This window comes from Chryseobacterium sp. FH1, assembly GCF_000735135.1.
Taxonomy (GTDB): domain Bacteria; phylum Bacteroidota; class Bacteroidia; order Flavobacteriales; family Weeksellaceae; genus Epilithonimonas.
The window spans coordinates 31,766-56,636 of sequence record NZ_JPLZ01000003.1 but is presented as its reverse complement, the minus strand read 5'-3'; the positions used below and the strand labels follow the sequence as shown (position 1 = coordinate 56,636).

Here is a 24,871-nt window from a genome sequence, read left to right as displayed (position 1 = left end):
GCAAAAAAGTTTTATTTTTTGAAAAGTTTCATTATTTTTAGCTGACTTAAAAACTAATCGCAAAACACAAATGAAAAACATATTCCAGACCTTCAAACCAAAACATGCTTTAGTAAAAAGGTATATTGACTATTACTATTTGGACATCAAAGAAAATAATACGGTCACGGAATATGAATGCTTCCCCCATTATAACAACACAATCTCCTTATACAAATCAAACATCTATACAAACAAAGAGGCCATTGTCTTCAACGAGAATGCTGCTCCGCTCCAGATCTTTGTGCCGGTGCGTGAAAAGACTCTCAATGTAAAACAAATTGGCAAAGTCCATCGCATCGTCATTGTTTTCAGACCATTTGGGATTAATCAGTTTTACAGAGACATTCACTTTTCTAATTGGATAACAAACTATGAATTCTTCTCACAAAAAGAGATGGATAACTTATTTGCTACCCAAGATATTTCGGAACTGATTGATCTACTAGATAATTTCCTATACCTTAGATTGAAAGAGATTTCAAATCCTATCGTTGAAAAAAGTCTTGATGCTATCTTTGGAGAACCGCACCACTTCCATGTTGAAAAGCTATCGCAAACGATTAATATCAGTAGAAAACACATCAATAGAGTATTCAAACAAAATATTGGGGTTTCTATCAAAAGATTTCATCAGATCATATTGTTCCGGAAGACCATCGAACAAAAATTGTCCAAAAATACCACAGAGAACTTTACACAGATCGCTTCCGAGTTCCAATACTCAGACCAGTCGCATCTCAACAAAGTTTACAAAAACTTTACAGACAATACGCCCAGAGATTTTTTCAACAAAGGTTCTATGATTGGTAAGGAGGATCTTTTTTGGCATTTTAAAAAGTAAAGATGTCCCATTTTTACAAGTTTTGAACTTCAAAATAGGTTATGTTTGCTGAAAAATGACCAATGAAACAACTCTTCACGCTTGCAATGCTATCCATTACAACTTTCAGCTTTGCCCAATCTTATCAAAATGAACTTGAAAGTGCTGCATCTTTTATACAGAAGAAGGATTATTGTAGTGCATTTAAGATTTTGGAGAAAAATCTAAGTCCTGAAAACAGTTCCTACTTCGATTATTACTATGGTTCCGTTTCTGCCGTAAAGTGTGGAAATAAAGAGAAAGCCTTTAGTTGGCTGACGGAGGCTAAAAACAAGGGTCTAGGTTTAAAAAATGGAGAAATAGATTACTTGCTACAAGATGAAAATCTGGTGATCCTACACAATACAGAAAAATGGGAACAGCTGATCTCTTCCATGAAGACAGCATTGATAGAAAAAGAAAATATAGCAAAAGCAAAAAGCAAGGAATGGGTCGACACGATCAAAAACAATGCAGTTTCCTCAAAATCAATCAAAGCAAATAAAGGTTACTCACTATATTTTTCCGAAGTAGGTGTCGAAAAAGTTCCTTATCTGGTCTATATCCCTTCACAATATTTAGAAAAAACAGCAACGAAAGCCATTGTTTATTTGCATGGTGGCGTAAATAGTATTCCAAATTATTACCACGAAAATCCGGACATTGTAAAAGAGCCAATTTTCCAATACGGAGAAAATCACAATACCATCATCATCTATCCTTTTGCAAAAAAAGATTTTGGATGGGTCGACCAATTAGAAGCGTTTAAAAATGTAGTGGAAATCACCAAAGAAGTTCAGAAGAAATACAACATCGATAAGAACAATCTATTCCTTGGAGGAATGTCAAACGGAGGAACGGCAACCTTTTGGTTTGCTACACAGAAAAAAATGCCGTACAAAGGCTACTTCTCTATTTCTGCAATGCCAAAATTAAACATTGGAGCCATTGATTTTAAAAACATTTCAGAGCCTTTATATTCAATCAATGCAAAAGATGATGACGTTTTCAAATATGAAGACGTGAACAGCATCTACTTAAAAAATCAAAATAAAAACTGGCATTTCGAAACCATTGATGAAGGAAGCCATGGTCTGATCTACAATGAGAATGGTCAAGAAATTTTATCTGACATCTTAGGAAAATTAATCAAAGAAAAATGATCGCAATTGGAACACAAAAAAAAGACTGCCAAAAAAATGGCAGTCTCGGGTGATAGAATTGTAAAATTTATTTTGCTTTAAAATACACTCTTCTATTAGCTTTGTTTTTCCACTCAGGACATTTTGATGCTGGGTCGCACTCTGGATATTTCAAATCCAATTTACCGTTTCCTTGAGCTTCCAATTTTGATGCATCTGCACCATTGGTGATCAAATATTGTTTTACGTTGTTTGCTCTTCTTTCAGACAACGCTTGGTTGTAACCTTCAGTTCCTCTTGTATCCGTCGCACCGATTACAGTGTAAGTTCCACCAGTAGAGTTGATGTAGCTGATAGCACTGTTCAAGATAGGTGTATTGTTTGGTAGGATTCTATCAGAATTCAAATCAAATTCAACACCGTTTGCGATAGTTTCGTCAGTAGAGACAGCACTGTTGCTTACCACTGGACAACCTTCGTTTTCAACTGGTCCTGGAACCGTCACACATTTGTCATAAAGATCGATCACGCCATCCAAATCAACGTCCAATGCTACACCAGAACCGTCAACCCTTGCACCTGCTGGCGTATCAAGTTGTCTGTCCCAATCATCACAAACCCCATCATTGTCAGCATCACCTGTTTTACACAATTTGATGTTATCGATTTTAGTTTCCAATTCATCCACTTTGTTGTAAACCTCTTCCAAAGGATCATGCCACATTAGGCTTGAGCTGTGTTTACCTAAATGAACTGTAAGACCCAAAGTTCCATTGAAGAAATTGTCAGAAGTCTTAGCACTGATTCTGTTGATAGCACTGTACTGATCGCTACCGCCACCGTCGAATGCATCATCTCCAGTCACAACATACATCAATCTACCTTCGATATCTACTCTGTTCGTAATTTTGTATTTCAAACCTGCACCAGCTTGTCCAAACAATGAATTGAATTTGAATGGTTTAACCTCAGTCATCATTCTTTGTCCAAATTCGTCTTTCTGATAAGCTCTGTAAGCTAAAACCCCTACACCAGCATATCCGTGGATTGCCCATCTGTAATCTGCTTTGCTATCAACTCTTCTCAAAAGGTTTGAGAAATTAACGTCACCTAATAATGAGATCGCATCATATTGAGTTCTTGCTCCAGCTTGAAGATTAGCCGCCGCATTTGCAGGCGCTGCATCTTTCGTGTTGAAATAACCTTGTCTTGTTTCACCACGGTCGTATTGTAATTTCAATCCGAATGCATGAGAAATGGCTTTGTCGATACTGAAGTAAGCCGAATAACCTACGAGTGTATTACCATTGCTCACAGATTTTAGATCGGCATTTTGCATTAACGGAACACCTCCACCAAATGAAACAGACCAGCTGTTGAATCTTGGATCAGAATTAAGTGGAGTAGTTTCTACCACTTCTGTAGTTGAAGTCGTCTGCATCATTTCTTGCGAGAACATCACTGCCGGGCACGCCAAGGCCAACGACAAAATAGCTAATTTTGATTTCATAAAAATAATTTTAATTGTTTATTTACGTTTTATTCACAAATAGTAGTATGGAAATAAATGTTATTATTCCACGATTAATAAAGGGTTACTACTTGATGTGCGAACGTTTATCCAATTACCATACCAATAAAAATAAATATCTATTATTTTTAATTATTCAAAATAGATATTTAACCCTTTTCTTTGATAAACATTGATAAAAACCAATGTTTGACTTGCGAGAAATCAAGAAGCAACAAAAAACCCCTCAATCAGTTGAGGGGTTTATAATTTTATAAAACTTTAAGAGAATCAAATATCTTTCATCTCTTGTCTATTATCAATAGCCTAATTACATATAAGCTTCAATCGGCTCACAAGTACAAACCAGATTTCTGTCGCCATAAGCTTCATCGATTCTAGCAACTGTAGCAAAGAATTTGTGAGTTCTCACCCAATCCAATGGATAAGCGGCCTTCTCTCTTCCATAAGGCTTGTCCCAAGAATCCGAGATCACCAACTGCTCGGTGTGAGGTGCGTTTTTCAAGACATTGTTTTCTCTGTCTGCATCACCGTTTGCAATCTCATCAATTTCTTTTTTGATGCTGATCAATGCTTCCGCAAATCTATCGATCTCGTCTTTGTTTTCAGACTCGGTTGGTTCTATCATCAATGTTCCAGCTACAGGGAAACTCACTGTTGGTGCGTGGAAACCGTAATCCATCAAACGTTTTGCAATATCAGCCACTTCAATTCCCAAAGATTTGAACTGACGGAAATCTACGATACATTCGTGTGCTACTCTACCTTTGTCATTTGCATAAAGGATTGGGAAATGCTCAGCTAAGATTTCTTTCAGATAATTAGCATTTAGAATTGCGTGCTCAGTTGCTTTCTTCAAACCAGAAGTTCCCAACATTTTGATGTAAGCGTAAGAAATATTCAAAATCAATCCAGAACCATAAGGTGCTGCAGAAATCCCTTCAATGGCTTCTTTTCCACCGATTTGGATATTTGCATTGGTTGGTAAGAATGGAACCAAATGCTCCGCCACACAGATCGGGCCAACTCCAGGGCCACCGCCACCGTGAGGAATCGCGAAAGTCTTGTGAAGATTCAGGTGACAAACGTCTGCCCCGATATTCCCAGGACTTGTGAATCCAACTTGCGCATTCATATTCGCACCGTCCATATAGACTTGTCCGCCGTGCTCGTGCGTCAGTTTGGTAATTTCTTTTATATTCGCATCGAAGAATCCGTAAGTTGAAGGATAAGTGATCATCACACAAGACAAGTTCTCAGAATGAAGCTCTGTTTTCGCTTTGAAATCTTCAAAATCGATTTCTCCATTTTCAAGATTCTTCACCACTACGATTTTCATTCCTGCCATTGCCGCAGAAGCCGGATTGGTTCCGTGTGCAGATTGTGGAATCAAAACGATATTTCTGTGACCTTCGCCTCTGTTTTTATGATATTCCCTGATGACCATTAGTCCGGCATATTCGCCTTGCGCACCAGAGTTTGGCTGAAGAGAAGTTCCAGCGAAACCAGTAATTTCTGCTAAATCTTTCTCCAATTCTTTGATCATTTCCTGATAACCTCCTGCTTGCTCAGTTGGCACAAATGGATGAACACTTCCCCATTCTCCCCAAGATAGCGGGATCATTTGAGTTGCCGCGTTCAGTTTCATTGTACAAGATCCAAGCGAGATCATAGAATGTGTCAAAGACAGATCTTTTCTTTCCAGACGTTTGATGTAACGCATCAACTCCGTCTCAGTATGGTATTTGTTGAAAACTTCTTCCTCAAGGATCTTATCTTCTCTCAACAATTCTGCTGGGATAGAATATTCTTCTTTCAAAGTCACTTTGTAACCTTGTTTCCCTTTGAATTGGGCAAATGCCTCGATCAATTGGTTTAGTTTGTCAACTGTTGTTGTTTCGTTTAATGAAATACTGATGATACCTTGAGAGAAATAATTAAGATTGATCTTCTGATCTCTCATTTTCATTCTCAAAGAAGATTTTTCCTCCTCGTGCAATCTGAATTTCACTGTGTCAAAAACTGGCTCATCCACGATATCATAACCCAAAACTTTCAGCGCATCGCCCAAAGCATTGGTTTTATAATGGATTTGATCGGCGATGAATTCCAAACCTTTTGGTCCGTGATAAACCGCATACATTCCAGCCATAACAGCAAGTAAAACCTGAGCTGTACAGATATTGGAAGTTGCTCTTTCTCTTTTGATGTGCTGTTCTCTGGTTTGAAGCGCCATTCTCAACGCACGTTTTCCGTACATATCTTGCGAAACCCCGATAATTCTTCCCGGAATATCTCTTTTATAATCTTCTTTACAAGTGAAGAACGCCGCGTGAGGACCACCGTAACCCATCGGAATCCCGAATCTTTGGGAAGTTCCGACCGCACAATCTGCGCCCATATCAGCAGGAGATTTCAGCTTTACCAAAGCCATCGGATCACAAGCTACAACCACTTGAAGATTGAATTCTTTATAATAAGTAATATTGTCTGTGTAATCTAAAACAATTCCGTTTTTCCCTGGATATTGCAGTAGAACACCGAAATAAGAATCGTTGAACTGGTGATTGATATGATTTCCTACGATCACATCGATGCCAAGACCTTCTGCCTTTGTCTTAAGAACAGAAATCGTTTGTGGCAAAACCAAATCCGAAATGAAAAACTTCGAAGCGTTATTTTTCTTTTGGTCTTTCGTTCTGTTGTTGAAGAACATGTGCATCGCTTCTGCCGCCGCCGTAGATTCATCAAGCAATGAAGCATTTGCCAAAGGAAAACCAGTCAAATCCGAAACGACAGTCTGGAAATTAAGCAAAGCTTCCAATCTTCCCTGTGCAATCTCCGCTTGGTAAGGCGTGTAAGCTGTGTACCAACTCGGATTTTCCAAGATATTTCTCTGGATCGGAGAAGGCAAGATCGTGTTGTGATAACCAAAACCGATGTAGTTGTCGAAGTTCAGGTTTTTAGATGCCAATTCTTTGGAATGCAAAAGCATCTCGTACTCAGAAAGTGGCTCGGAGATGTCCAAGTCCTTCTCCAATCGGATGGCATCGGGAATGGTTTGTGAGATTAATTCTTCTATACTTCCTGCTCCTACTTTCTTCAGCATTTCCGCTTTATCAGACTCATTAAGGCTGATGTGACGATTTACGAATTGTTGTGTATTCATTTATAAAACTTCAAATTAGATTCTTATTATAAGGTTTGTAAATTTAATCAATTTTAGAAATATCTATTGGCTCCAAAATTTGATAAAATCTATCGCTACCATATCATTCGTTACCGAAAACATATTTCCAAAAGCTATTTGTTATAAATCAAATTGATTTTGTCTGCATATTTTTCGATTACAATATTTCGCTTGATTTTTAAGGTCGGTGTGATCTCTCCACTTTGGATTTCAAAATCCGCTGGCATCAGGATAAATTTCTTTATTTTCTCAAAACCAGAGAGATGGGTTTGAATGCCGTCAATCAATTCTTGGTAGAACGATTTTATTTTTTCATTTTCTACGATGTCTTCCCAACTTGTGAAAGGAATATTCATTGTTTTCAATTTTTCCTCGAGCGTTTCAAAATTTGGGACGATCAAAGCAGAAACGAACGGTTTGTCATCCGCAATCAACAAAATTTGGTTGATGTAACTGTTGTTGGAAAACATATTTTCAATCGGTTGAGGCGCGATGTATTTTCCGTTTGAAGTTTTCATCAAATCCTTGATTCTATCCGTGATGGTCAGATTTCCTTCATTATCCAAAATCCCCGCATCGCCAGTTTTCATCCAGCCATCTTCGGTAAAAATCTTTGCTGTTTCTTCAGGATTTTTGTAGTAGCCTTTCATTATGCCACTACCTTTCACGAGAATTTCGTCATTCGCCCCGATCTTGATTTGAGAATCACCGATCAGCTTTCCAGCCGTTCCATATTTGTATCTTGTAAAAGGAAAAGCTGTGATGGTCGCAGTGGTTTCCGTCATCCCGTAACCAACGGTAATATGAATTCCCATCGCATCGAAAAACTGAGTCACTTCCTTAGAAATAGACGCACCACCACAAGGCATAAACCAAAGTCGTCCGCCCAATTTTGTTTTGATTTTATTAAAGACCAAGGCGTTCGCAATCTTATATTTTTGATTTAATAAAAAAGGAACGTTTTGCTGATTTCTTTTTCTTTCCGAAACTTGCGTTCCCGTTTCAATCGCCCAAGCAAAGATTTTTTTCTTGGTTGGAGACGCTGTGACAAGCATTTCGTTGATGCCAGCGTAAATTTTTTGATAGAATCTCGGAACGGAACACATTGTCGTCGGTTTCACTTCCTGAAGGGCGTTTGCAATCAGTTTTGGATTCTCGAGGAAACTAACTTTGGCACCTTGAGAAAAACAAAACAAAGTCCAGCATCTTTCGAAAACGTGGCTGAGTGGCAAAAACGCCATCGATTGTTCTTTCTCAAAATCCTTAAAATCGAAAAATTCCACGTGTGCATCAAATGCTTTCTGGAAATTGCCGTGCGTCAACATTACACCTTTCGGAACTCCTGAAGTTCCAGACGTGTAAATGATTGTCGCCAAATCGTCTTCCGTCTTCGAAACGATTTGAAATTTTTCTGAAGTATTAGCTATGAAATCTTCTAAAAATATGGAGCGATCTTTTAGCGTAAATGTCTTTTTTGCAGAGATTATTTTCTCAACGCCAGTGGTTTTATCGAGTAATTGATGACAAGTTTCGTATTGCTCTTGGTCGCCAGTCAAAATGATTTTTGGTTCTGCGTGGTTGATGATATATTCCACCTGATCCGTTCCGTTTGTAGAATAAATTGGAACTGTAATTGCACCAACGGACAAAACTGCTAGATCCATAATCATCCATTCCGGAGAATTGTCTGAGTAGATGGCGACTTTGTCATTTTCTTTGACACCAGCTTCCACAAGGGCGTTTGCGGTTTTGAAAACCATTTGCTTGAAACGTGCCCAAGTCAGTTCCTTCCACTCGTTATTTTTTTTGAATCCTACAGAGGCTTTCTGTGGAAATCGTTTGGTGTTCTTGTTCAGAAATTCTGCAATGTTCATTAATTTGATTTTGAAATGCTTTGCGCATAATTTTTCAGATGAAAATCCACACTTTCATCAATTGGAATGAATTCGTAATTCAAAGTTTCACGGACTTTTTGGTTGCTGACCTTAGAATCGGATTTAATGGTTTCGACGTTGGTCTTGTTGCCCAATTTTAGAATTGGAATGAACCAACCGAAAATCGATGAGAAAAATGGAAGCACATCTAGAATGGAATTCGAGATCATCGTCGCAGGTTTTTTGCCGAAATACTTTCGAACTTTGTCCGCGATATGTTTGTATTTTACAACCTCGGATGTCAAAACAAAACGTTGTCCGAAGACGGATCTTTCCATTAATTCGACAGCAATTTTCGCCACATCTCTTACATCAACATAAGCTGTAGATCCTGGAAAAGTGAAACCGTTCGACATTTCTTTGAAAAGTTTTCCACTGCTGTGATTCCAGTTTCCGGAACCGATGATCAAGCCCGGATTGATGATGACCGTGTTCAGACCTTCTGCCGATGCGCGCCAAACTTCCATCTCGGAAAGATATTTTGTAATGGCGTAATTGGAATGATCGAGCTTCGAATTGAAATCAGAATTCTCGTCCATCTCGCCAGCGTCATTAAGACCATCCAAAACTGCGATGGAACTTACGAAAAGGAACTTTTTAACTTTCGAAGGATCGATTGAAAACAACAACTTTTCTGTTGCTTCAGAATTATTTTTATAAAGACTTTTTTCTTCTTTCGGGTTGAAACTTACTTTTGCCGAGCAGTGATAAACTTCGTCCACATCTTTCAAAGCTGTTTCCAAAGAATCTTGATCTTCAAAATCAATATAGACCCACTCGATCTGATCAAAGTAAAAATCTGGCTGATCTGTGTAAAATTGATAGGATTTCCGAACATCTTCCAGATTGCTGGTCTTTCGTTTTGTCGCGCGGACTTTCTTTCCTTTTTTCAAAAGTTCCAAAGTGATCACGCGTCCCAAAATGCCGGTTGCACCTGTAATTAATATCATTCTTCTATGGATTTTTCAGGTTCAAGTTCTATCGGTCTTTTGAAAAACTTAACTAATAGATAAGAATTGGCAATCGAGTAAACCACTATGATTCCTACAAAATACCACAAACTTCTGCCTTCCAAAATCAAAAAATAATTACCCCGTCCGGAAAGTGAATCTCTGAGAACAAAGAACAAAAGCCCTATCAAAAATAGGTTGACAAGCGCCGAAAAAAACAAAATGACCTTGTAAACAGTCTCCTGATATTTTTTCATTAAAGATTTTTACAAAGATAATTTAATTCAGTAAAAAATCTCGTATCCGGACGTTGAAATCTATCAGGAAATTAATGCGTGTTTTGCTTCATAAACTCCAATGTTTTCTCCAACATCAATTCGTGTCCAGATTCTTCATTCAGTCCGTGATCTCCTTTATCAACAGGAACTAATTCATTTCTCACATTATTTTCGTCGAGTTTTTTCTTCAATATTTCGGACTGGGAAAAGGGAACGATTCTATCTTTGGTTCCGTGGATCACCAAAGTAGGAACCGAATTTTCATTGATGTAAGTTACAGGAGAATAAACTTTCAAACCGTCGATGGCGTCTTGTTTCTGTTCTTTGATATCTTTGGTTGTAAAACCACGAATCATATCGTTTCGCATTGTATAGATTTTCGGAAATATGAGTTTGAAAAGAAAAATTTTGAAACCCGCCTCTTCTGTGCGCAATAGTTTGTTGAGATCTGACGGTCCGAAATAGTCTATAAAGTAATTGACTTTGGAGGAATAATTGGGAAAACGGCTATTGGCGGAAAATTGATCATCATTAGAATAAGCCACGAGCATTCCAATCTGCGCGCCAGCAGAAGCGCCCAAAATCCCTATGTTTTTGTCATCAAAATTGTACTGTGCCGAATTTGCCCGAATCCATCTCACCGCTTCTTTGGAATCCTCGACAGGCAATGGAAAATTTGTGTTTTTGTCCAGCAAAGTGTAATTGACACTCACGACGGCGTAACCATTTTGAACAAATCTCAGCACGAAATCATTCATATAATATTTTTCGGGAAACGCTTTGTCGCCCCCAATCCAGCCTCCGCCGTGGAGAAAAATAAGAACGGGAAATTTTTTATCAGATTTTTGAGGTAGATAAATATCCAGTTTGTGGGCGATGGAATCAGAAGTTGTGTACGCAACATCCGGAATTTTCATAACCTCGGAAATCGTGTTCTGAGATTTGAAAAACGTTAAACACAAAATCAGGATGATGGACAACTTCCATTTCATAAAAATAATTTTAATTCAGATCCGGTAATACAAGGCTTATACCATTATCAAATCTGAATTAAAATGCAATTATTTATGATAAAATAAAATCTTTCACCGCAGAATTGAAGTCGACAGGATTATTTGCCTGAACCCAATGTTCCGCGTTGGCGATCTTGATGATTTTTGAATCCGGAAATTGTTGTCTGATGAGTAACTCGTCCTGAGGCAAAATGTAATTCGAATTGGCTCCTACAACAAATAAAGTTGGTCCTTTGAAAATCCCAAACTTGATGGCGTTGGAAACAAATTCTGTATATTTTTCGGCTAAAGTTTCAAGATTAAATCGCCAATTCAGTTTTTTATCTTCTGTCCAATAGAGATTTTTCATCAAAAATTGGATTACAAATTTCTCAGGAATATATTCGCCTAAAACTTTCTCTACATCTTGTCTGGACTCAACTTTCGTGAAATCTACAGATTGCAAAGCTTTGATAATTCCTTGATGATGTGGCGGATATGCTTTTGGAGAAATATCGACAACGATCAATTTATTTATTCTTTCTGGAAATTTGATAGCGAATTGCATCACCGCTTTTCCACCGAGCGAATGGCCTAGAAGATTGGCTTTTTCGATGTTATGAGATTCCATATAATTGAGGATGTCATTGGCCAAATCATCGTGCGACATCGATTCTGAATGAAAACTGCGCCCGTGATTCCGAAGGTCCAGAATGTGCGTTGGCATAAATTCCCCGAATTCCTTCGCAAAACCAGCCCAATTATCCAACATTCCGAACAACCCGTGAAAAACCAAAAGTGGCGTTTCTGTTCTTTCTTCTCCGTATATTTTTGAGTGTAATATTTTCATTTAATTTTTAGATAAGTAAAACTTATTTCGATTTTTTAATTGTAAAAATAGATTTGAATAAAGACGATATTAAGCATAAAAATAGAAATGTTAAAACAAACATTACAAACTGAATTATTAAAACAGGAATCAGATAATCTGCTTCTGCATATCTATATCTAAAACTCAATATTGTAACGGGCATCGTCCAAATTAATACCGATAAAGACCATTCTCCATAAAACAAATCCCTAGGATAAATTGAACAAACTGCCAAAGTTCCATTCCAAAATATATTGCTGAAATTATTAATTCTACTTTTCTTGACTTAAGAAAATGCTTTAATTCGTCCATTTATTTTACCAAACCGCCAACCGCTTCAAATACGCCTGAACCGTATTTTCTAATCCCAAATACAAAGCCTCAGAAATCAAAGCGTGACCGATGGAAACTTCCAAAAGATTCGGAATGTTGTCTGCGAAATATTTCAGGTTTTCCAAACTTAAATCGTGTCCGGCGTTGATTCCCAAACCATATTCACTCGCCACAACGGCGGTTTTAAAATAAGATTCTACAGCAAATTCCTTATTTTGAAAATAATGTTTCGCGTAAGCTTCCGTGTAAAGTTCGATTCTATCTGCGCCAGTTTCGGAGGCGAATTTCACCATTTCTGGATTTGGGTCTAGAAAAATTGAAGTTCTAATTCCGGCATCTTTAAATTCAGAAATAACAGATTTCAAAAAATCAAGATTCTTCTCGCAATCCCAGCCAGCATTGGACGTTATCGCATTATCAGAATCCGGAACCAAAGTCACCTGTTCTGGTTTTACTTCCAAAACCATATCGATGAAAGGTCTGTGCGGATTGCCTTCGATATTAAATTCCGTTTTCACCAAAGGTTTCAAATCGTACACATCTTTTCTGGTGATATGTCGTTCGTCTGGTCTTGGATGGATGGTGATTCCCTGCGCGCCGAATCTTTCCAAATCCAAAGCGACCTGCGTCACACTTGGCACATCGCCACCGCGGGCATTTCTGAGCGTTGCGATTTTATTGATATTGACACTTAATTTTGTCATAATTGATTATTGATGAATGATAATTAATTTTAAATTTTGTGAACCTGCATAATCTCGAGGTCAAACTCTTTGGACGCTACCAAAAGATGGTCGAAAATATCTGCTTGGATCTGCTCAAAATGTTCCCACTTTGAATCGTTTGCAAAACAATAGATCTCCAAAGGCATCCCTTGTGGCGTGATTTCCATTTGCCTCACCATTACGGTTCCTGTTTGGTCGATATTCGGATTGTTTTTTAGATAGCTCATCGCGTATTTTCTGAAAGTTCCGATGTTCGTTAGCTGTTGTCCATTGATGATCTCGTCCGAATTGATCAAGTTTGCTTTCTCCTGCTCTATCTCTTTTTTCTTCTCCAAAAGATAATCGTGAATCAAATTGATCTTCAGCAATTCTCCGAACAATTGGTCATCCAAAAACTTAAATGATTTGATATTGAAGACAATCGATTTCTTGATTCTTCGGGTGTTTGTTTCGGACATCACCTGCATATTTTTGATTTCCGTTGTCAGCAGATCGTAGGTTGGAATCGTGGAAAGTGTTTTGTCGAAGTTTCTAATCTTAGTTGTGAGCAAATCTATATCTTCAATATTACCTTCGATCGTATATTTAGGAATTGCGACCCAATCGCCAACCTTTAGATTTTTTGAAGTTGCTACGTGAATTCCTGTTACGAAACCAAGAATCGTATCTCGAAAGACTAAAACCATAACAGCCGTGATCGCTCCCAAACTTCCTAAAACTGTACTGCCACTAATTCCAAACAGAACACAAATTGCAATGACACTAAATATAAATGTCCCAAAGATTCTAACAGTTTGAGATATCGAGTTGATAGCAATTATTTTATAATAATCTTTTTGAATCAGATAATAATTTTGTAAAACCTTAATAAAACGAAAAGCCATATTGGCAATTACGAGCACAAGTAAAATACCCACCAATCTCTCTAAAAAAGTCATACTTTTTGGATGTCTGTAAAAGATTGAAACATAGGCAAAACTACCGAAGCCCAATGATAAAATATTAGCCACGGAATTGGTCACTTTTGCTTTGTAAATGGACTTCATCACAGGATATTTTTCTTTATCAAAAAAGAATTTGAATGTGAGATTGATACCATTTCTCAAGATAAATGAAACTACAAAAAGGAGAATTATCAAGAATAAAAACTTGAAGGTAATTTGGGTTGTAAGAACAAACTCATCAGGAAAGAAATCTTTGCAGAAAAAATGAATCTCATCGCTGATGAGTTGCAGAAAATCTTTGTAATCTTTTAGTTCATTTTTCATTAAGACAAAATATTTCAACAAATTTAAGGATAATAAATTTTCTGCTTAGATTTGAAAACTGTATTTTTAATAAAATTATAAAATTGGATTCTACTTTAATCAACATCATATCATTAGCTCTCCTTTTCGTAGGGCTTTTGGGAACATTCTTACCTATTTTGCCAGGATTACTGCTTAGTATCTGCGGACTTTTGATCTTCAAATTCGGGACAGAAAACGAAATGCCGATGATCTACGTCTGGATATTTGCATTGCTCACCATCGTTTCCACGGTTTTAAATTACGTCATCCCAGCAAAAACAAACCAAAAATATGGCGGAACGCGCTACGGAAGTGTCGGTTCTTTTGTGGGAACAATCTTGGGATTGATTTTCATCCCGATTCCGTTTGGATTTTTGATTGGAATGCTACTAGGCGTCTTAGTTGGTGAATTGCTTCACGATTTCAGCGATCGAAAAAAGGCTTTCAACTCTATGAAAGGTGCTTTTATTGGCTTCGTTTACGGAACTGGATTTAACTTGATGGTTGGGCTGGCAATGTTTTTGGTGGTTGGCTATTATATTTTCTTTTAAAAACAAAAATGATGAATTACAAAACACTTTTCCTACTTCCACTTTTGCTTTTGATGAGCAACTGCAAAACGCAATCACAACAAGCTGACACAACTGTTTCAACAAATAATATGGTTACAATCAATCATCAGAAACAGGTTAAAATTCCGAATTCGAAAATCACTTTGAAGTTTTATGAAGTCATTGAAGATAGTCGTTGTCCTGTTGATGTGACCTGTGTTTGGGAAGGAATTGCCGTTGTAGAAATGGAAGCTACTTCTGGAACTGAAAAGGCCAATTTTAAAATTGGAACCAGAGATTTTCTTCAAAACAACATTGTGAATAGTTTCAGTTTTTCAGGCTACAAATTTTCTTTGGAAAGTCTAAGACCGCAACCTGGTGCAAAACCAGAAACGCAGTCCGTAACTTTGAAATACGAAAAAGAAAATTAATTTAGAGCCTGTTTAAAAATGATTAAAAAATAAAATTTTCAAAGCATTTTTCTTTTCCCCAACCCTAAAGGGTGGAAAAACGCCTTGAAAATTTCATCAAAATTACTCCCTCTAGGGTCGGGGAAAATAATTTTGATGAAATTTAAACAGGCTCTTAAATACTCAAACTCTCCCACTCTCAAACCCAAAATCATCCCCAAACAATTGGATTTTTTCCTTTTTCCAACAGATAATTATTGATCTTGGAAAACGGACGACTTCCAAAAAACCCTCTGTAAACAGAAAACGGCGATGGATGTGCGGATTGAATTATAAAATGTTTGTTCTGATCAATCAATGACGCTTTTTTCTGTGCAAATGCGCCCCAAAGCACGAAGACCACATTTTCCTTCTCATCAGAAATTTGCTTGATGATAAAATCTGTGAAAGTTTCCCAGCCGATGTTTTTATGGGAATTCGGTTCGTGTGCTTGGACGGTCAAAGTCGCATTCAGAAGGAGAACGCCTTGTTTTGCCCAATCCTGCAAATCGTTGTTTTTTCTATCGACACCGACATCATCTTTTAATTCGATGAAAATATTTTTGAGAGATGGCGGTACTTTCACATTTTCTGAGACGGAAAAACATAGTCCATTTGCCTGACCATCATTATGATATGGATCTTGCCCAATGATCACCACTTTCACATCTTCAAATTCCGTGAGTTCCAAAGCACGGAAAATCTGCTTCGTTGGCGGAAAACATTTTTTAGAATTAAATTCCGATTTTACATTCTCCCAAAGATTGATGAAATAAGCACTTTCCTTAATAGGTTTCAAAACTTCCGTCCAAGTCATAACAAGATTTTGAGCAAAATTAAATTTAGAAATCGACTCATGCAAATCTGCTGACTTTTCCTTCAAATAAAGTTAATTAATCACAAATATCGTTTGGCTTAATTTTTTATGTGATAAATTCGCGCAAAATATACAATTTTCTTTGTAACAATAGTAATGAAAATCTGGAGCAGTTTTATCTTTTCAATCGTATTTATGATCAATTCCTCAGCACAAAACACGATAATTATAGGCACTTACACCAACAGTGAAAAGTGCAACAGCGGTGGGATACACATTTTCGATTTTGATGAAAATACATATGAACACCAATTGAAATTTCAGACCCAAGAAATTATCAATCCTAGTTTTGTAAGCTTGAGTCCAGACAAAAAATTCCTTTTTTCCGTTAATGAAAATGGAGAAAAAAGTACAATCACTTCTTTTTCTGTTGACGAAACTAAAGGAACCCTAACTAAAATTGACGAAAGAAAAACCCAAGGCGAAGATCCTTGTTTCCTGATTTCCGATGAAGACAATGTGATTGTTGCGAATTATTCTGGCGGAAGCATCAATGTTTTCAAACGTTTGGCAGATGGAAAATTGTCTGAGGTTTTTCAGAACATCGAATTCGAAGGCGTTGGCGTGAATCCGAAACGTCAGGAAAAATCGCACATCCATCAAGTTCAGTTTTCGCCAGATCATCAATTTCTATTGGCGACCGATTTGGGATTGGACAAAGTTTACGTTTTCAAATATCATCCAAACGAAGAAAAAGTTCTTGACAAAATTGGTGAATTTGATGCGAAAAAAGGCTCTGGACCAAGACACCTTACATTCAACAAATCAGGAAATCTCATTTATCTGGTTCACGAATTGAGTGGCGACCTTTCTGTTTTGAGTTTTGATGCCGGGAAAATTGATTTGATTCAGGAAGAGACTTTATTGTCCAGAAAAGTGAAATTCAAATTTCGAGTGGCAGATATCCATTTGACTGACAATGAAGAATTTGCTTACGTCACCAACCGAGATGATGCGGATGACATCACTACATTTAAGATTTTAAAAGATGGAAAAGTCGAGAAAATTCAGCAAATAAAAACGACAGGCAGAAATCCTAGAAATTTCGCTATCAGTCCGAATAACAAATTAGTCTTGATTGCGAATCAGGATACAAATAGAATTAATATTTTTGCTCGCGATTTGAAAACCGGAATGTTGACACCTACGAAAAAGTCGATTCCTGTTTGCAGTCCTGTGAATGTCGTATTTTATGAAAAAGGAAAATAATTTTTACATCGATACAATATTTAAAATAAAAAAAAGTTATTAAAAGGTTAATGCCAGATGAAATCGATGCTTGATAAAAAATTTATTCTCTCTTTTTTCTTGATTTTTGTGACTGGTTTGCTTTTTTCGCAGACTGAAAAAGAAAACGAAATCGAAAACGTTGTCATCCAAGGCGTTAAGAAATATAAAAACAAAAAAGAGAATCCTGCTTACGCCATTATGCGCGAAGTTTGGAAAAAGAAAAAATCCAACGGATTGCTTCTTCATAAGGATTACAAATACAAAACTTACGAGAAAATCGATTTCCGACTGGATAATATCGACAGCGCTTTTACTAAAAAAAGAGCTTTCAAAGGAATGGATTCTATTCTATTCAAGTACAATGACTCTTCGGAAATAGCTGGCAAAGCGGTTCTGCCAATTTTCATCACCGAAAGTATTTTCCAGACCTACGGAAAAAACGACCCAAAAAAAGAACGTAAAGACTTGATTGCCACAAGACTATCTGGCTTGAAGAATAATCAAATCGTTTCTAAGACGATTCAGAATATGTATCGTGATATCAATATTTATGATAATACCATCAATTATCTGAATATTGGCTTCGTGAGTCCTGTTTCCACCGATGGTTTCGGTGTTTTCGATTATAATATCACGGATACGATTGAAATCAATACCGTAAGAAGTTACGAAATCAGATTTACGCCAAAAAATCCCGACGCATTAGCTTTGAAAGGTAGATTGTACATTTCGATGGACAAATACAACGTGATGAAAGTGGAAATGCAGACGAACAAAAAAATTAACATCAACTTCGTTAAAAATATTTCAACGGATTTGGAATTTGACAATCCAGACGACTCGACGTTTATTCCGACCAGAAATGAAACTATCCTTCATCTCGTCACCAATAACAAGGAAGAAGCAAAATCTGTGATTGCACGGCGGATTGCAGATTATTCGGAATATGAATTTGACAAAGGCATTGCTGATGATTTCATCAACAAAATTGTTATCCCAGAAGATGAAGCCGTTGCAAAAGACGAAAATTTTTGGGAAAACAACAGAACCGAAGCACTTACCGAAAACGACCGCAACATCTATAAAATGTACGACGAATTAGCTGATAATCCGAAGTATAAAAAAATTGTAAAAATCGTTGAAATTGGAAATTCCGGTTTTATTCACATTGGAAATAGCGGTATAGATTTCGGGAATATTTTTCAGTCTTTTGGTTATAATGATATAGAAGGCGTGAGACTGAGAGGCGGTTTACGAACTTACCGAGGAAAGCACGATATGTGGAGAATCCAAGCATACACTGCTTATGGTTTCCGAGACCAAAAATGGAAATATGGTGGCGAGGCAAAATATATGTTCAACAAAAACGACCGTTTCCAAATCGGTGCTGGATACAGAAAAGATGTTTTACAATTGGGCGTGCAACTGACGACTGATGAGGGGATTATGACACGTTCATTCGCTTCGTCCTCTGTTTTGAACAGTGGCGAAACAACGAGTATGAGTTCCGTGAATCAAAGTAATTTCTACACGAGCATCGAACCTTGGAAAAACATCCAACTTAGAGTAGATGCAACTCAGCAAACGATTGTTTCCGCAGATTCTAGTTTATTTAATATCGATTATATCAAAAATGGAAATGTGCTTTCCAGATTGGATGATACGAGAGTGGTTTTCAGCATTATGGCTAGACCTGGCGCGAAATTCTCGACTTACGGTGTCGAACGTTATGAGATGACGGCTTTGGCTACGAATCCAACTTTCATTTTGAAATATACCAAAGGTTTCAAAGATATTTTTAATTCAGATTTCAACTACAACAAACTTCAATTTTACTATGCTCAGCCGATTCTTTTCGGAAATTGGGGACGAATGTTTGCCAATGTAGAAGCTGGTAAAAACTTTGAATCTTTGCCTTTGGCTTTGCAAAATGTTTTGCCTGCCAACCAATCGTACGGTTTGGTGCGAGGTGTTTTTTCTTTGATGAATTATTATGAATTTGTCGCAGATTCTTACGCGGTTTTGTTTTTGGAGCATCATTTCAACGGCAAGATTTTGTCTCAGATTCCATTAATCAAAAAATTGAAACTGCGTGAAGTTGCCTTTTTCCGCTCCGGCGTTGGAAGTTTGAAACAAGGCTCTATCAATATGAATGCTGGAAATATCAAACTAACCGCACCAGAAAAACCTTACTACGAATATGGTTTCGGGATTGAGAATATCGGTTGGGGGAATTTCAGATTGTTGAGATTGGATTTCAACTGGAGAGGAAATTACCTTAATAACAATACTTCTGCGACTTCCGAGGTTAGAAAATTTGGCGTTCAGTTTGGTTTTCAGGCGAATTTTTAGGAAATTTGTTGAGTATCAGATTTGAAAAAAATATCTGTGACAAAAATCCTCTAAATCCATCCCAATGAATTTCAAAAAAGTCAGTCTATTTCTAAGTTTTTTAATTTTCACAAGTCTTTATTCTCAGAGAGAATTTGTTTTTTTCGGTTCTTATAATTGGGACAAAAGTTCGGAAGCGGTTTATGTTTATGAACTCGATACAGAAAGCGGAAAATTAACGAAGGTCACTTCATCTTCCGAGGTCATCAATCCAGGCTACATCACGGTCTCCAATGATGGAAAATATGTTTACGCCTCATCCGACGCCAAAATGCCAAGCGGAACAGTAAGCGCTTTCGCTTTTGATGCGGACAAAAAATCATTGACTTTCCTAAATCAACAAAAAACTGGAGGCGAAAATCCAGTCTATGTGAATGTTGATAAAAGTGGAAAATGGCTCATTAATGCGACTTACAACATTCCAACGATTTCAGTTTTCCCAATTCTTGAAAATGGAAAAATCGATTCGATAGCGCAACATTTTACATTCACAGAAGGAAGCGGTGTTGACCCGAAACGACAGGACAAAGCGCACACACATTCTGCGGTTTTCTCGCCAGATTACAAGACTGTGCTTGTTGCAGATTTGGGCGCTGATAAAATTCTACAATATCCATTTGATGCCACTCAGAAACAACCTTTGATAGACAGTCAGAGTACATTCATCAACACAAAACCTGGAAGCGGACCAAGACATATCACGTTCAGCAAAGACGGTAAATTGGTCTATTCGATTGAAGAATTGGCTGGAATGATTTCTGTTTACGATTTCTCGGAAAACAAACTGAAAGAAATCCAGAGAATTGCGACGCATACAGACAAAATCAAAGAAGGTTTTGAAAGTTCCGACGTTCACATTTCGCCAGACGGAAAATTCCTATACGCGAGCAACAGAGGCAAAGAAAACAATATTGCAATCTTCAAAATCAAGGAAGATGGAACTTTGGAATCTGTCGGATATCAATCTGTGAAAGGAAAACATCCAAGAACTTTTGCGATAGATGAAACTGGGAAATTCATTATTGTGACGAATGTTAACTCTCAAAACGTAACGGTTTTCAAAAGAAATCTGCAAACAGGATTGTTGAAAAAAGTGGGAAAACCGGTAAAAATTAATCATCCAACTTGTGTGAAAATTAAGATGTATTAATTTTAAAATAATCTTAATAGTAAAGCACTTCGACTCCGCTCAGTGTGACATCTCTAATACTAAATATTTTAAGAATGTCAGTCTGAGCGGAGTCGAAGACTTTTTAGAGTATGATTCCATTTTTCTCAAGTTCGAACATTGACGATAATTACCTTATCTTTGCAAAAAATCGGAATTGGACGTTAGAGCAAAAAAACACCTTGGTCAGCATTTTCTTACAGACCAGAATATCGCACGTGACATTGTAGATTCGCTTTCTTTGGAAGGTTATAAAAAAGTTTTGGAAGTGGGACCAGGAATGGGCGTTCTCACAAAATTCCTTCTGGAAAAAGACGTTGAAACCTACGTTGCGGAAATCGATAACGAGTCCATCGATTATCTCAAAAAACATTACCCAAAATTAGAAGAACAGCATTTTGTTGGCGACTTTCTAAAAACTGATATTCCAGCGGTTTTTGATGGCGAAGAACTGGCAGTGATTGGGAATTTCCCTTATAATATTTCGTCTCAGATTTTATTTAAAATCATTGACAACTTCCAATACGTTCCGGAAATGAGCGGAATGTTCCAAAAGGAAGTTGCCGAGCGAACTTCCGGCGTTCCAAGAACAAAAGATTACGGAATTTTGTCGGTTTTGGTCCAGGCTTATTATGATGTGGAATATCTTTTCACGGTTCACGAAAATGTGTTCAATCCGCCACCAAAAGTGAAATCCGGCGTTATCCGAATGAAGCGAAATCTGAAACCTGGATTGGAAGGAAATGAAGTTCTCTTCAAACAAATCGTGAAAGCTGGATTTGGACAGAGACGGAAGAAAATGAGCAATTCTCTGAAAGTTCTTGGCATTCCTGAAAATATGCAATCTCATCGTTTTCTTGATATTCGTGCGGAGGAATTGTCTGTTGCGGATTTTATTGCTTTTACGAATGAATGGAAGAATAGTTTGTAGGTTTGAATTCTAGATTTACAGTTTCAGCTAAAACTATAATTCAAACGCAATATTATCATTCCATATGAATCTCGACAGTTAAGTTTAGATTCCTACGGGAATGACAAATATGATGTTTCTGACAAAATTTCAATTGATTTACAAATCCACTAGCCCCGATTGCAACGGCATCCTTTTTTGTTTTTGGTGCAAATTTTAAATTTAGATGACAAAACTTCTAAAAACAAAAAAGATATAGTGGAAAGCGGGATTTAGCTTCTGAAAATTTATTTTAAAATCCTTATTTTTGTGCTATGGAAAAAGTGGTATTGGTAAATCCGAACGATGATGTTTTGGGGCAAATGGAAAAAATGCAGGCACACGAAAATGGACTTTTGCATCGTGCATTTTCTGTATTTCTGTTCAATGACCAAGGCGAAATGCTTTTGCAGAAACGCGCCAACCAAAAATACCACTCGCCAAACCAATGGACGAACGCTTGTTGCTCGCATCCACGCCTAAATGAATCTTATCTGGACGGTGCCAAAAGACGCACGAAAGAGGAATTGGGAATCGATTGTGAGTTGACGGAAAAATTCCATTTTATCTACAAGGCGGATGTTGGCGAAGGACTTTGGGAACACGAGTTGGATCACGTTTTCACGGGGAATTTTTCGGGAAAATTTGATTTGAATTTGGATGAAGTTTCTGAGATCCGCTATGTTTCTATCCAAGACCTTGAAAAGGAAATTACCGAAAATCCTGAGCATTTTACGGAATGGTTCAAGATCATTTGGGCGGAATATCGCAATCAGTTGAACTAATCCCGAAAAAATTACTTAACTTTATTATCAAATCTTAGAATTATGAAGGCTTTGGTAATTGGCGCAACTGGCGCAACGGGGAAAGATCTTGTGGATCAACTTTCGCACGACCCGGAATTTGAGCAGATCGATATTTTCGTTCGACGCCGTTCTGATTTTCATAATGATAAAATCACTGCACACATCGTAGATTTTGACCGACCGGAAGAATGGAAACATCTTGTGAAAGGTGATGTGGCGTTTGCCTGTCTCGGAACGACTTTGAAGTCTGCAGGAAGCAAGGATAATCAGTGGAAAATCGACTACGACTATCAATATAATTTTGCGAAAGCGGCGAAGGAAAATCAAGTGGAGGATTTTGTTTTGGTGTCTTCTTATGGCGCAAGTCCTGATTCTAAGATCTTTTATTCCAGAATGAAAGGTGAATTGGAAGAAGCCATCAAAAATCTGAAATTCGAGAAAACGACCTTCTTCAAACCCGGAATGCTGGAGCGTAAAAACTCTGACAGAAGTGGTGAGGTTTTCGGGTTGAAGGCTTTGAAGTTTGTCAACAAATTGGGACTTTTCAAAAGTCAACAGCCTTTGCCAACGTCGGTTTTGGCAAAAGCGATGATCAATGCTTCAAAGATCAAATCCAAGAGTTTTTCGGAAGTGAGTTTGCACAGTATTTTCAGCTTTGCTGAGAAATGTAAATAAAAAAACCAATCGGATTGATTGGTTTTGCTTGTATATCCTCACCCCAACCCTCTCCAAAGGAGAGGGAGAAGTTTTAGTTTTAGTAAAAAAATAAATTAATGTGTTCTTTCTTTCAAATATTTTTGCCATTCCCAAGTGGTTCTGAGCGCTTCTTCCAAAGTGGTTTCTGATTTCCAGCCTAATTCTTTTTCGGCCTTGTCTGCATTGGCGTAAGCGATGGTGATATCACCTTCCCTTCTTGGACAGATCTGGTATGGAACGGCTACGTCATTTGCTAATTCGAACGCTTTTACGACTTCCAAAACTGACGAACCTTTTCCTGTTCCCAAATTATAAATATCAAGAACGGTTTCTTCTTCGGAGTTCAATAATTTCTTAAGTGCAGCAACGTGTGCTTTTGCCAAATCCACAACATAGATGTAATCACGAACTGCAGTTCCATCTTCTGTTGGATAATCGTCGCCCCAAATGCTTAATTTTTCTCGGATTCCTGCGGCAGTTTGCGTGACATACGGAACGAGATTATTCGGAATTCCAGCTGGTAATTCTCCTAACAAAGCCGACGGATGCGCACCAATTGGATTGAAATATCTGAGTAAAGTGACTCTTTTCTGATAAGCTCTTGAGAAGTCTTTGAGGATATCCTCGCCCATTTGCTTGGTTTTTCCGTAGGAAGATTCTGCTTCTTTGAGCGGTGTATTTTCGTCAATCGGCATTTCATCTGCTTGACCGTAAACGGTGCAAGAAGAACTGAATATAAAATTGGAAATATTTCTTTCTCTGAATTCCTGAAGCACATTAATCAAAGAAAAAAGATTGTTCTCATAATAATCCAGAGGCTTCACCATACTCTCTCCCACTGCTTTTGAAGCGGCAAAATTGATGCAACCTTCGATATTGTGAGCATCGAAAACCTGAGTCAACAATTCTTTTCTTCTGAGATCGAAAGGATAGAAAATCGGACGTTTGCCTGTGATCTCTTCGATGTTGTTCAGAATAAATTTTTCCGAATTTGAAAGATCATCCACAATGATGACTTCAAAATTATTATTGATCAATTCTACAACTGTGTGAGAACCGATGTAGCCGAGACCGCCTGTTACGAGTATGGACATTTAGTTTTTAGTATATTTTATATTTGAATAAATATTTTTAAGTAAATCAATTTTTTGTTGTTCCTCCATTTTTTCATTAATATAACTTATTGAAATTATATAACCATTTTGGATACCATCTAATCTATAATTAAATGAACTTTTTACAACTTGTTGAGGCATTACTTTCCAAATAATTGTTTTATTACTTTCATTTTTGCTAACTTCATAAACTTCATTTTTTGGGTTTTCCTTCCAATAATCAAAATCCCATTTAAAAAATTCATTCAAAAGTTCAAATTCTGAATAGTTGGAAAATTCAGTTTTATAGAATTCTATTTTTTGTGTTTCCCTAATTGAAATTGTAAAAAAGCCACCCAATTTTTTATTCTCAAAACCAAACTGAGAGCCTTTATAATCTTTTGTACGTATCCATTTTCCAGGTAGTTCAATCATAAAATCATTTAGAACTGCAAAACTATTTTTTTGTGCAAAACTTACAATCGAAATGAAAACGCCTAAAATCAAGAGTACCTTTCTCATAA

General features: G+C 37.2%; 22 protein-coding genes. 10 read left to right on the top strand and 12 right to left on the bottom strand.

Annotated features, from left to right (window positions below; all coding sequences use genetic code 11):
* Nucleotides 1-70: 70 nt before the first annotated feature.
* A complete protein-coding gene (locus IO90_RS04525; protein WP_034964418.1) occupies nt 71-883 on the top strand; it encodes a helix-turn-helix domain-containing protein in 813 nt (270 codons plus the stop codon).
* A gap of 62 nt (nt 884-945) precedes the next feature.
* Nucleotides 946-2,064 carry a prolyl oligopeptidase family serine peptidase gene (locus tag IO90_RS04520; protein ID WP_034964416.1) on the top strand — a complete coding sequence of 373 codons (1,119 nt, stop codon included), beginning with the start codon at nt 946-948 and terminating at the stop codon, nt 2,062-2,064.
* Between the two features lie 67 nt (nt 2,065-2,131).
* Here IO90_RS04520 and IO90_RS04515 read toward each other — a convergent pair whose 3' ends face one another.
* From IO90_RS04515 to IO90_RS04475, 9 genes are all read right to left on the bottom strand, one after another.
* Nucleotides 2,132-3,553, bottom strand: a complete 1,422-nt coding sequence (locus tag IO90_RS04515) for an OmpA family protein (RefSeq protein WP_034964414.1) — start codon at nt 3,551-3,553, stop codon at nt 2,132-2,134.
* Between the two features lie 331 nt (nt 3,554-3,884).
* On the bottom strand, nt 3,885-6,743 hold the full coding sequence (gene gcvP / locus IO90_RS04510; protein WP_034964412.1) for an aminomethyl-transferring glycine dehydrogenase: 2,859 nt from the start codon (nt 6,741-6,743) through the stop codon (nt 3,885-3,887).
* Between the two features lie 134 nt (nt 6,744-6,877).
* Nucleotides 6,878-8,638, bottom strand: a complete 1,761-nt coding sequence (locus IO90_RS04505) for an AMP-dependent synthetase/ligase (RefSeq protein ID WP_034964411.1) — start codon at nt 8,636-8,638, stop codon at nt 6,878-6,880.
* Complete coding sequence (locus tag IO90_RS04500; RefSeq protein ID WP_034964409.1) at nt 8,638-9,648, bottom strand: NAD-dependent epimerase/dehydratase family protein; 1,011 nt, start codon at nt 9,646-9,648, stop codon at nt 8,638-8,640. The genes IO90_RS04505 and IO90_RS04500 overlap by 1 nt, the downstream gene beginning before the upstream one ends.
* The gene (locus IO90_RS04495) at nt 9,645-9,905 is read right to left on the bottom strand and encodes a hypothetical protein (RefSeq protein ID WP_034964407.1); all 261 of its coding nucleotides are present in this window, start codon (nt 9,903-9,905) and stop codon (nt 9,645-9,647) included. Before IO90_RS04495 ends, IO90_RS04500 begins: the two co-directional genes overlap by 4 nt.
* A gap of 71 nt (nt 9,906-9,976) precedes the next feature.
* Entirely contained in the window at nt 9,977-10,918 is a 942-nt protein-coding gene (locus IO90_RS18290; protein ID WP_051878286.1) for an alpha/beta hydrolase, read from the bottom strand.
* A gap of 73 nt (nt 10,919-10,991) precedes the next feature.
* On the bottom strand, nt 10,992-11,768 hold the full coding sequence (locus IO90_RS04485) for an alpha/beta fold hydrolase (RefSeq protein WP_034964404.1): 777 nt from the start codon (nt 11,766-11,768) through the stop codon (nt 10,992-10,994).
* Between the two features lie 338 nt (nt 11,769-12,106).
* A complete protein-coding gene (locus IO90_RS04480; protein WP_034964403.1) occupies nt 12,107-12,826 on the bottom strand; it encodes a pyridoxine 5'-phosphate synthase in 720 nt (239 codons plus the stop codon).
* A gap of 29 nt (nt 12,827-12,855) precedes the next feature.
* On the bottom strand, nt 12,856-14,115 hold the full coding sequence (locus IO90_RS04475) for a mechanosensitive ion channel family protein (RefSeq protein ID WP_034964402.1): 1,260 nt from the start codon (nt 14,113-14,115) through the stop codon (nt 12,856-12,858).
* An 83-nt stretch (nt 14,116-14,198) separates the two neighbouring features.
* Between IO90_RS04475 and IO90_RS04470 the strand changes: the two genes are divergently transcribed.
* Nucleotides 14,199-14,687 (top strand): DUF456 domain-containing protein, encoded by a 489-nt coding sequence (locus IO90_RS04470; protein WP_034964400.1) that lies wholly within the window; start codon nt 14,199-14,201, stop codon nt 14,685-14,687.
* Between the two features lie 8 nt (nt 14,688-14,695).
* Nucleotides 14,696-15,118 (top strand): hypothetical protein, encoded by a 423-nt coding sequence (locus tag IO90_RS04465; protein ID WP_131450819.1) that lies wholly within the window; start codon nt 14,696-14,698, stop codon nt 15,116-15,118.
* 190 nt (nt 15,119-15,308) lie between these two features.
* On the opposite strand, the gene IO90_RS04460 is transcribed toward IO90_RS04465, so the two are convergent.
* Nucleotides 15,309-15,953 carry a uracil-DNA glycosylase gene (locus IO90_RS04460; RefSeq protein WP_034964746.1) on the bottom strand — a complete coding sequence of 215 codons (645 nt, stop codon included), beginning with the start codon at nt 15,951-15,953 and terminating at the stop codon, nt 15,309-15,311.
* 156 nt (nt 15,954-16,109) lie between these two features.
* On the opposite strand from IO90_RS04460, the gene IO90_RS04455 reads away from it, so the two are divergent.
* From IO90_RS04455 to IO90_RS04430, 6 genes are all read left to right on the top strand, one after another.
* The gene (locus IO90_RS04455) at nt 16,110-17,222 is read left to right on the top strand and encodes a lactonase family protein (RefSeq protein ID WP_034964394.1); all 1,113 of its coding nucleotides are present in this window, start codon (nt 16,110-16,112) and stop codon (nt 17,220-17,222) included.
* 57 nt (nt 17,223-17,279) lie between these two features.
* On the top strand, nt 17,280-19,595 hold the full coding sequence (locus IO90_RS04450) for a DUF5686 family protein (protein ID WP_051878284.1): 2,316 nt from the start codon (nt 17,280-17,282) through the stop codon (nt 19,593-19,595).
* 64 nt (nt 19,596-19,659) lie between these two features.
* Nucleotides 19,660-20,784: a lactonase family protein gene (locus IO90_RS04445; RefSeq protein ID WP_034964392.1), complete on the top strand. Its 1,125-nt coding sequence runs from the start codon at nt 19,660-19,662 to the stop codon at nt 20,782-20,784.
* A gap of 175 nt (nt 20,785-20,959) precedes the next feature.
* Nucleotides 20,960-21,733 carry a 16S rRNA (adenine(1518)-N(6)/adenine(1519)-N(6))-dimethyltransferase RsmA gene (gene rsmA, locus IO90_RS04440; protein ID WP_034964390.1) on the top strand — a complete coding sequence of 258 codons (774 nt, stop codon included), beginning with the start codon at nt 20,960-20,962 and terminating at the stop codon, nt 21,731-21,733.
* Between the two features lie 293 nt (nt 21,734-22,026).
* The gene (idi, locus tag IO90_RS04435) at nt 22,027-22,536 is read left to right on the top strand and encodes an isopentenyl-diphosphate Delta-isomerase (protein ID WP_034964389.1); all 510 of its coding nucleotides are present in this window, start codon (nt 22,027-22,029) and stop codon (nt 22,534-22,536) included.
* 42 nt (nt 22,537-22,578) lie between these two features.
* Entirely contained in the window at nt 22,579-23,232 is a 654-nt protein-coding gene (locus IO90_RS04430; protein ID WP_034964387.1) for an NAD(P)H-binding protein, read from the top strand.
* Between the two features lie 95 nt (nt 23,233-23,327).
* Here IO90_RS04430 and galE read toward each other — a convergent pair whose 3' ends face one another.
* Both galE and IO90_RS04420 read right to left on the bottom strand, forming a co-directional pair.
* Nucleotides 23,328-24,347 (bottom strand): UDP-glucose 4-epimerase GalE, encoded by a 1,020-nt coding sequence (gene galE / locus IO90_RS04425; RefSeq protein WP_034964385.1) that lies wholly within the window; start codon nt 24,345-24,347, stop codon nt 23,328-23,330.
* Nucleotides 24,348-24,869, bottom strand: coding sequence for a hypothetical protein (locus tag IO90_RS04420; RefSeq protein ID WP_034964384.1), 522 nt, complete (start codon nt 24,867-24,869; stop codon nt 24,348-24,350).
* Between the last annotated feature and the right edge of the window lie 2 nt (nt 24,870-24,871).

Coding starts and splice junctions, on each gene's coding strand:
- IO90_RS04525 (WP_034964418.1), top strand. CDS start 71: ATGAAAAACATATTCCAGACCTTCAAACCAAAACATGCTTTAGTAAAA.
- IO90_RS04520 (WP_034964416.1), top strand. CDS start 946: ATGAAACAACTCTTCACGCTTGCAATGCTATCCATTACAACTTTCAGC.
- IO90_RS04515 (WP_034964414.1), bottom strand. CDS start 3,553: ATGAAATCAAAATTAGCTATTTTGTCGTTGGCCTTGGCGTGCCCGGCA.
- gcvP (WP_034964412.1), bottom strand. CDS start 6,743: ATGAATACACAACAATTCGTAAATCGTCACATCAGCCTTAATGAGTCT.
- IO90_RS04505 (WP_034964411.1), bottom strand. CDS start 8,638: ATGAACATTGCAGAATTTCTGAACAAGAACACCAAACGATTTCCACAG.
- IO90_RS04500 (WP_034964409.1), bottom strand. CDS start 9,648: ATGATATTAATTACAGGTGCAACCGGCATTTTGGGACGCGTGATCACT.
- IO90_RS04495 (WP_034964407.1), bottom strand. CDS start 9,905: ATGAAAAAATATCAGGAGACTGTTTACAAGGTCATTTTGTTTTTTTCG.
- IO90_RS18290 (WP_051878286.1), bottom strand. CDS start 10,918: ATGAAATGGAAGTTGTCCATCATCCTGATTTTGTGTTTAACGTTTTTC.
- IO90_RS04485 (WP_034964404.1), bottom strand. CDS start 11,768: ATGAAAATATTACACTCAAAAATATACGGAGAAGAAAGAACAGAAACG.
- IO90_RS04480 (WP_034964403.1), bottom strand. CDS start 12,826: ATGACAAAATTAAGTGTCAATATCAATAAAATCGCAACGCTCAGAAAT.
- IO90_RS04475 (WP_034964402.1), bottom strand. CDS start 14,115: ATGAAAAATGAACTAAAAGATTACAAAGATTTTCTGCAACTCATCAGC.
- IO90_RS04465 (WP_131450819.1), top strand. CDS start 14,696: ATGATGAATTACAAAACACTTTTCCTACTTCCACTTTTGCTTTTGATG.
- IO90_RS04460 (WP_034964746.1), bottom strand. CDS start 15,953: ATGACTTGGACGGAAGTTTTGAAACCTATTAAGGAAAGTGCTTATTTC.
- IO90_RS04455 (WP_034964394.1), top strand. CDS start 16,110: ATGAAAATCTGGAGCAGTTTTATCTTTTCAATCGTATTTATGATCAAT.
- IO90_RS04450 (WP_051878284.1), top strand. CDS start 17,280: ATGAAATCGATGCTTGATAAAAAATTTATTCTCTCTTTTTTCTTGATT.
- IO90_RS04445 (WP_034964392.1), top strand. CDS start 19,660: ATGAATTTCAAAAAAGTCAGTCTATTTCTAAGTTTTTTAATTTTCACA.
- idi (WP_034964389.1), top strand. CDS start 22,027: ATGGAAAAAGTGGTATTGGTAAATCCGAACGATGATGTTTTGGGGCAA.
- IO90_RS04430 (WP_034964387.1), top strand. CDS start 22,579: ATGAAGGCTTTGGTAATTGGCGCAACTGGCGCAACGGGGAAAGATCTT.
- galE (WP_034964385.1), bottom strand. CDS start 24,347: ATGTCCATACTCGTAACAGGCGGTCTCGGCTACATCGGTTCTCACACA.
- IO90_RS04420 (WP_034964384.1), bottom strand. CDS start 24,869: ATGAGAAAGGTACTCTTGATTTTAGGCGTTTTCATTTCGATTGTAAGT.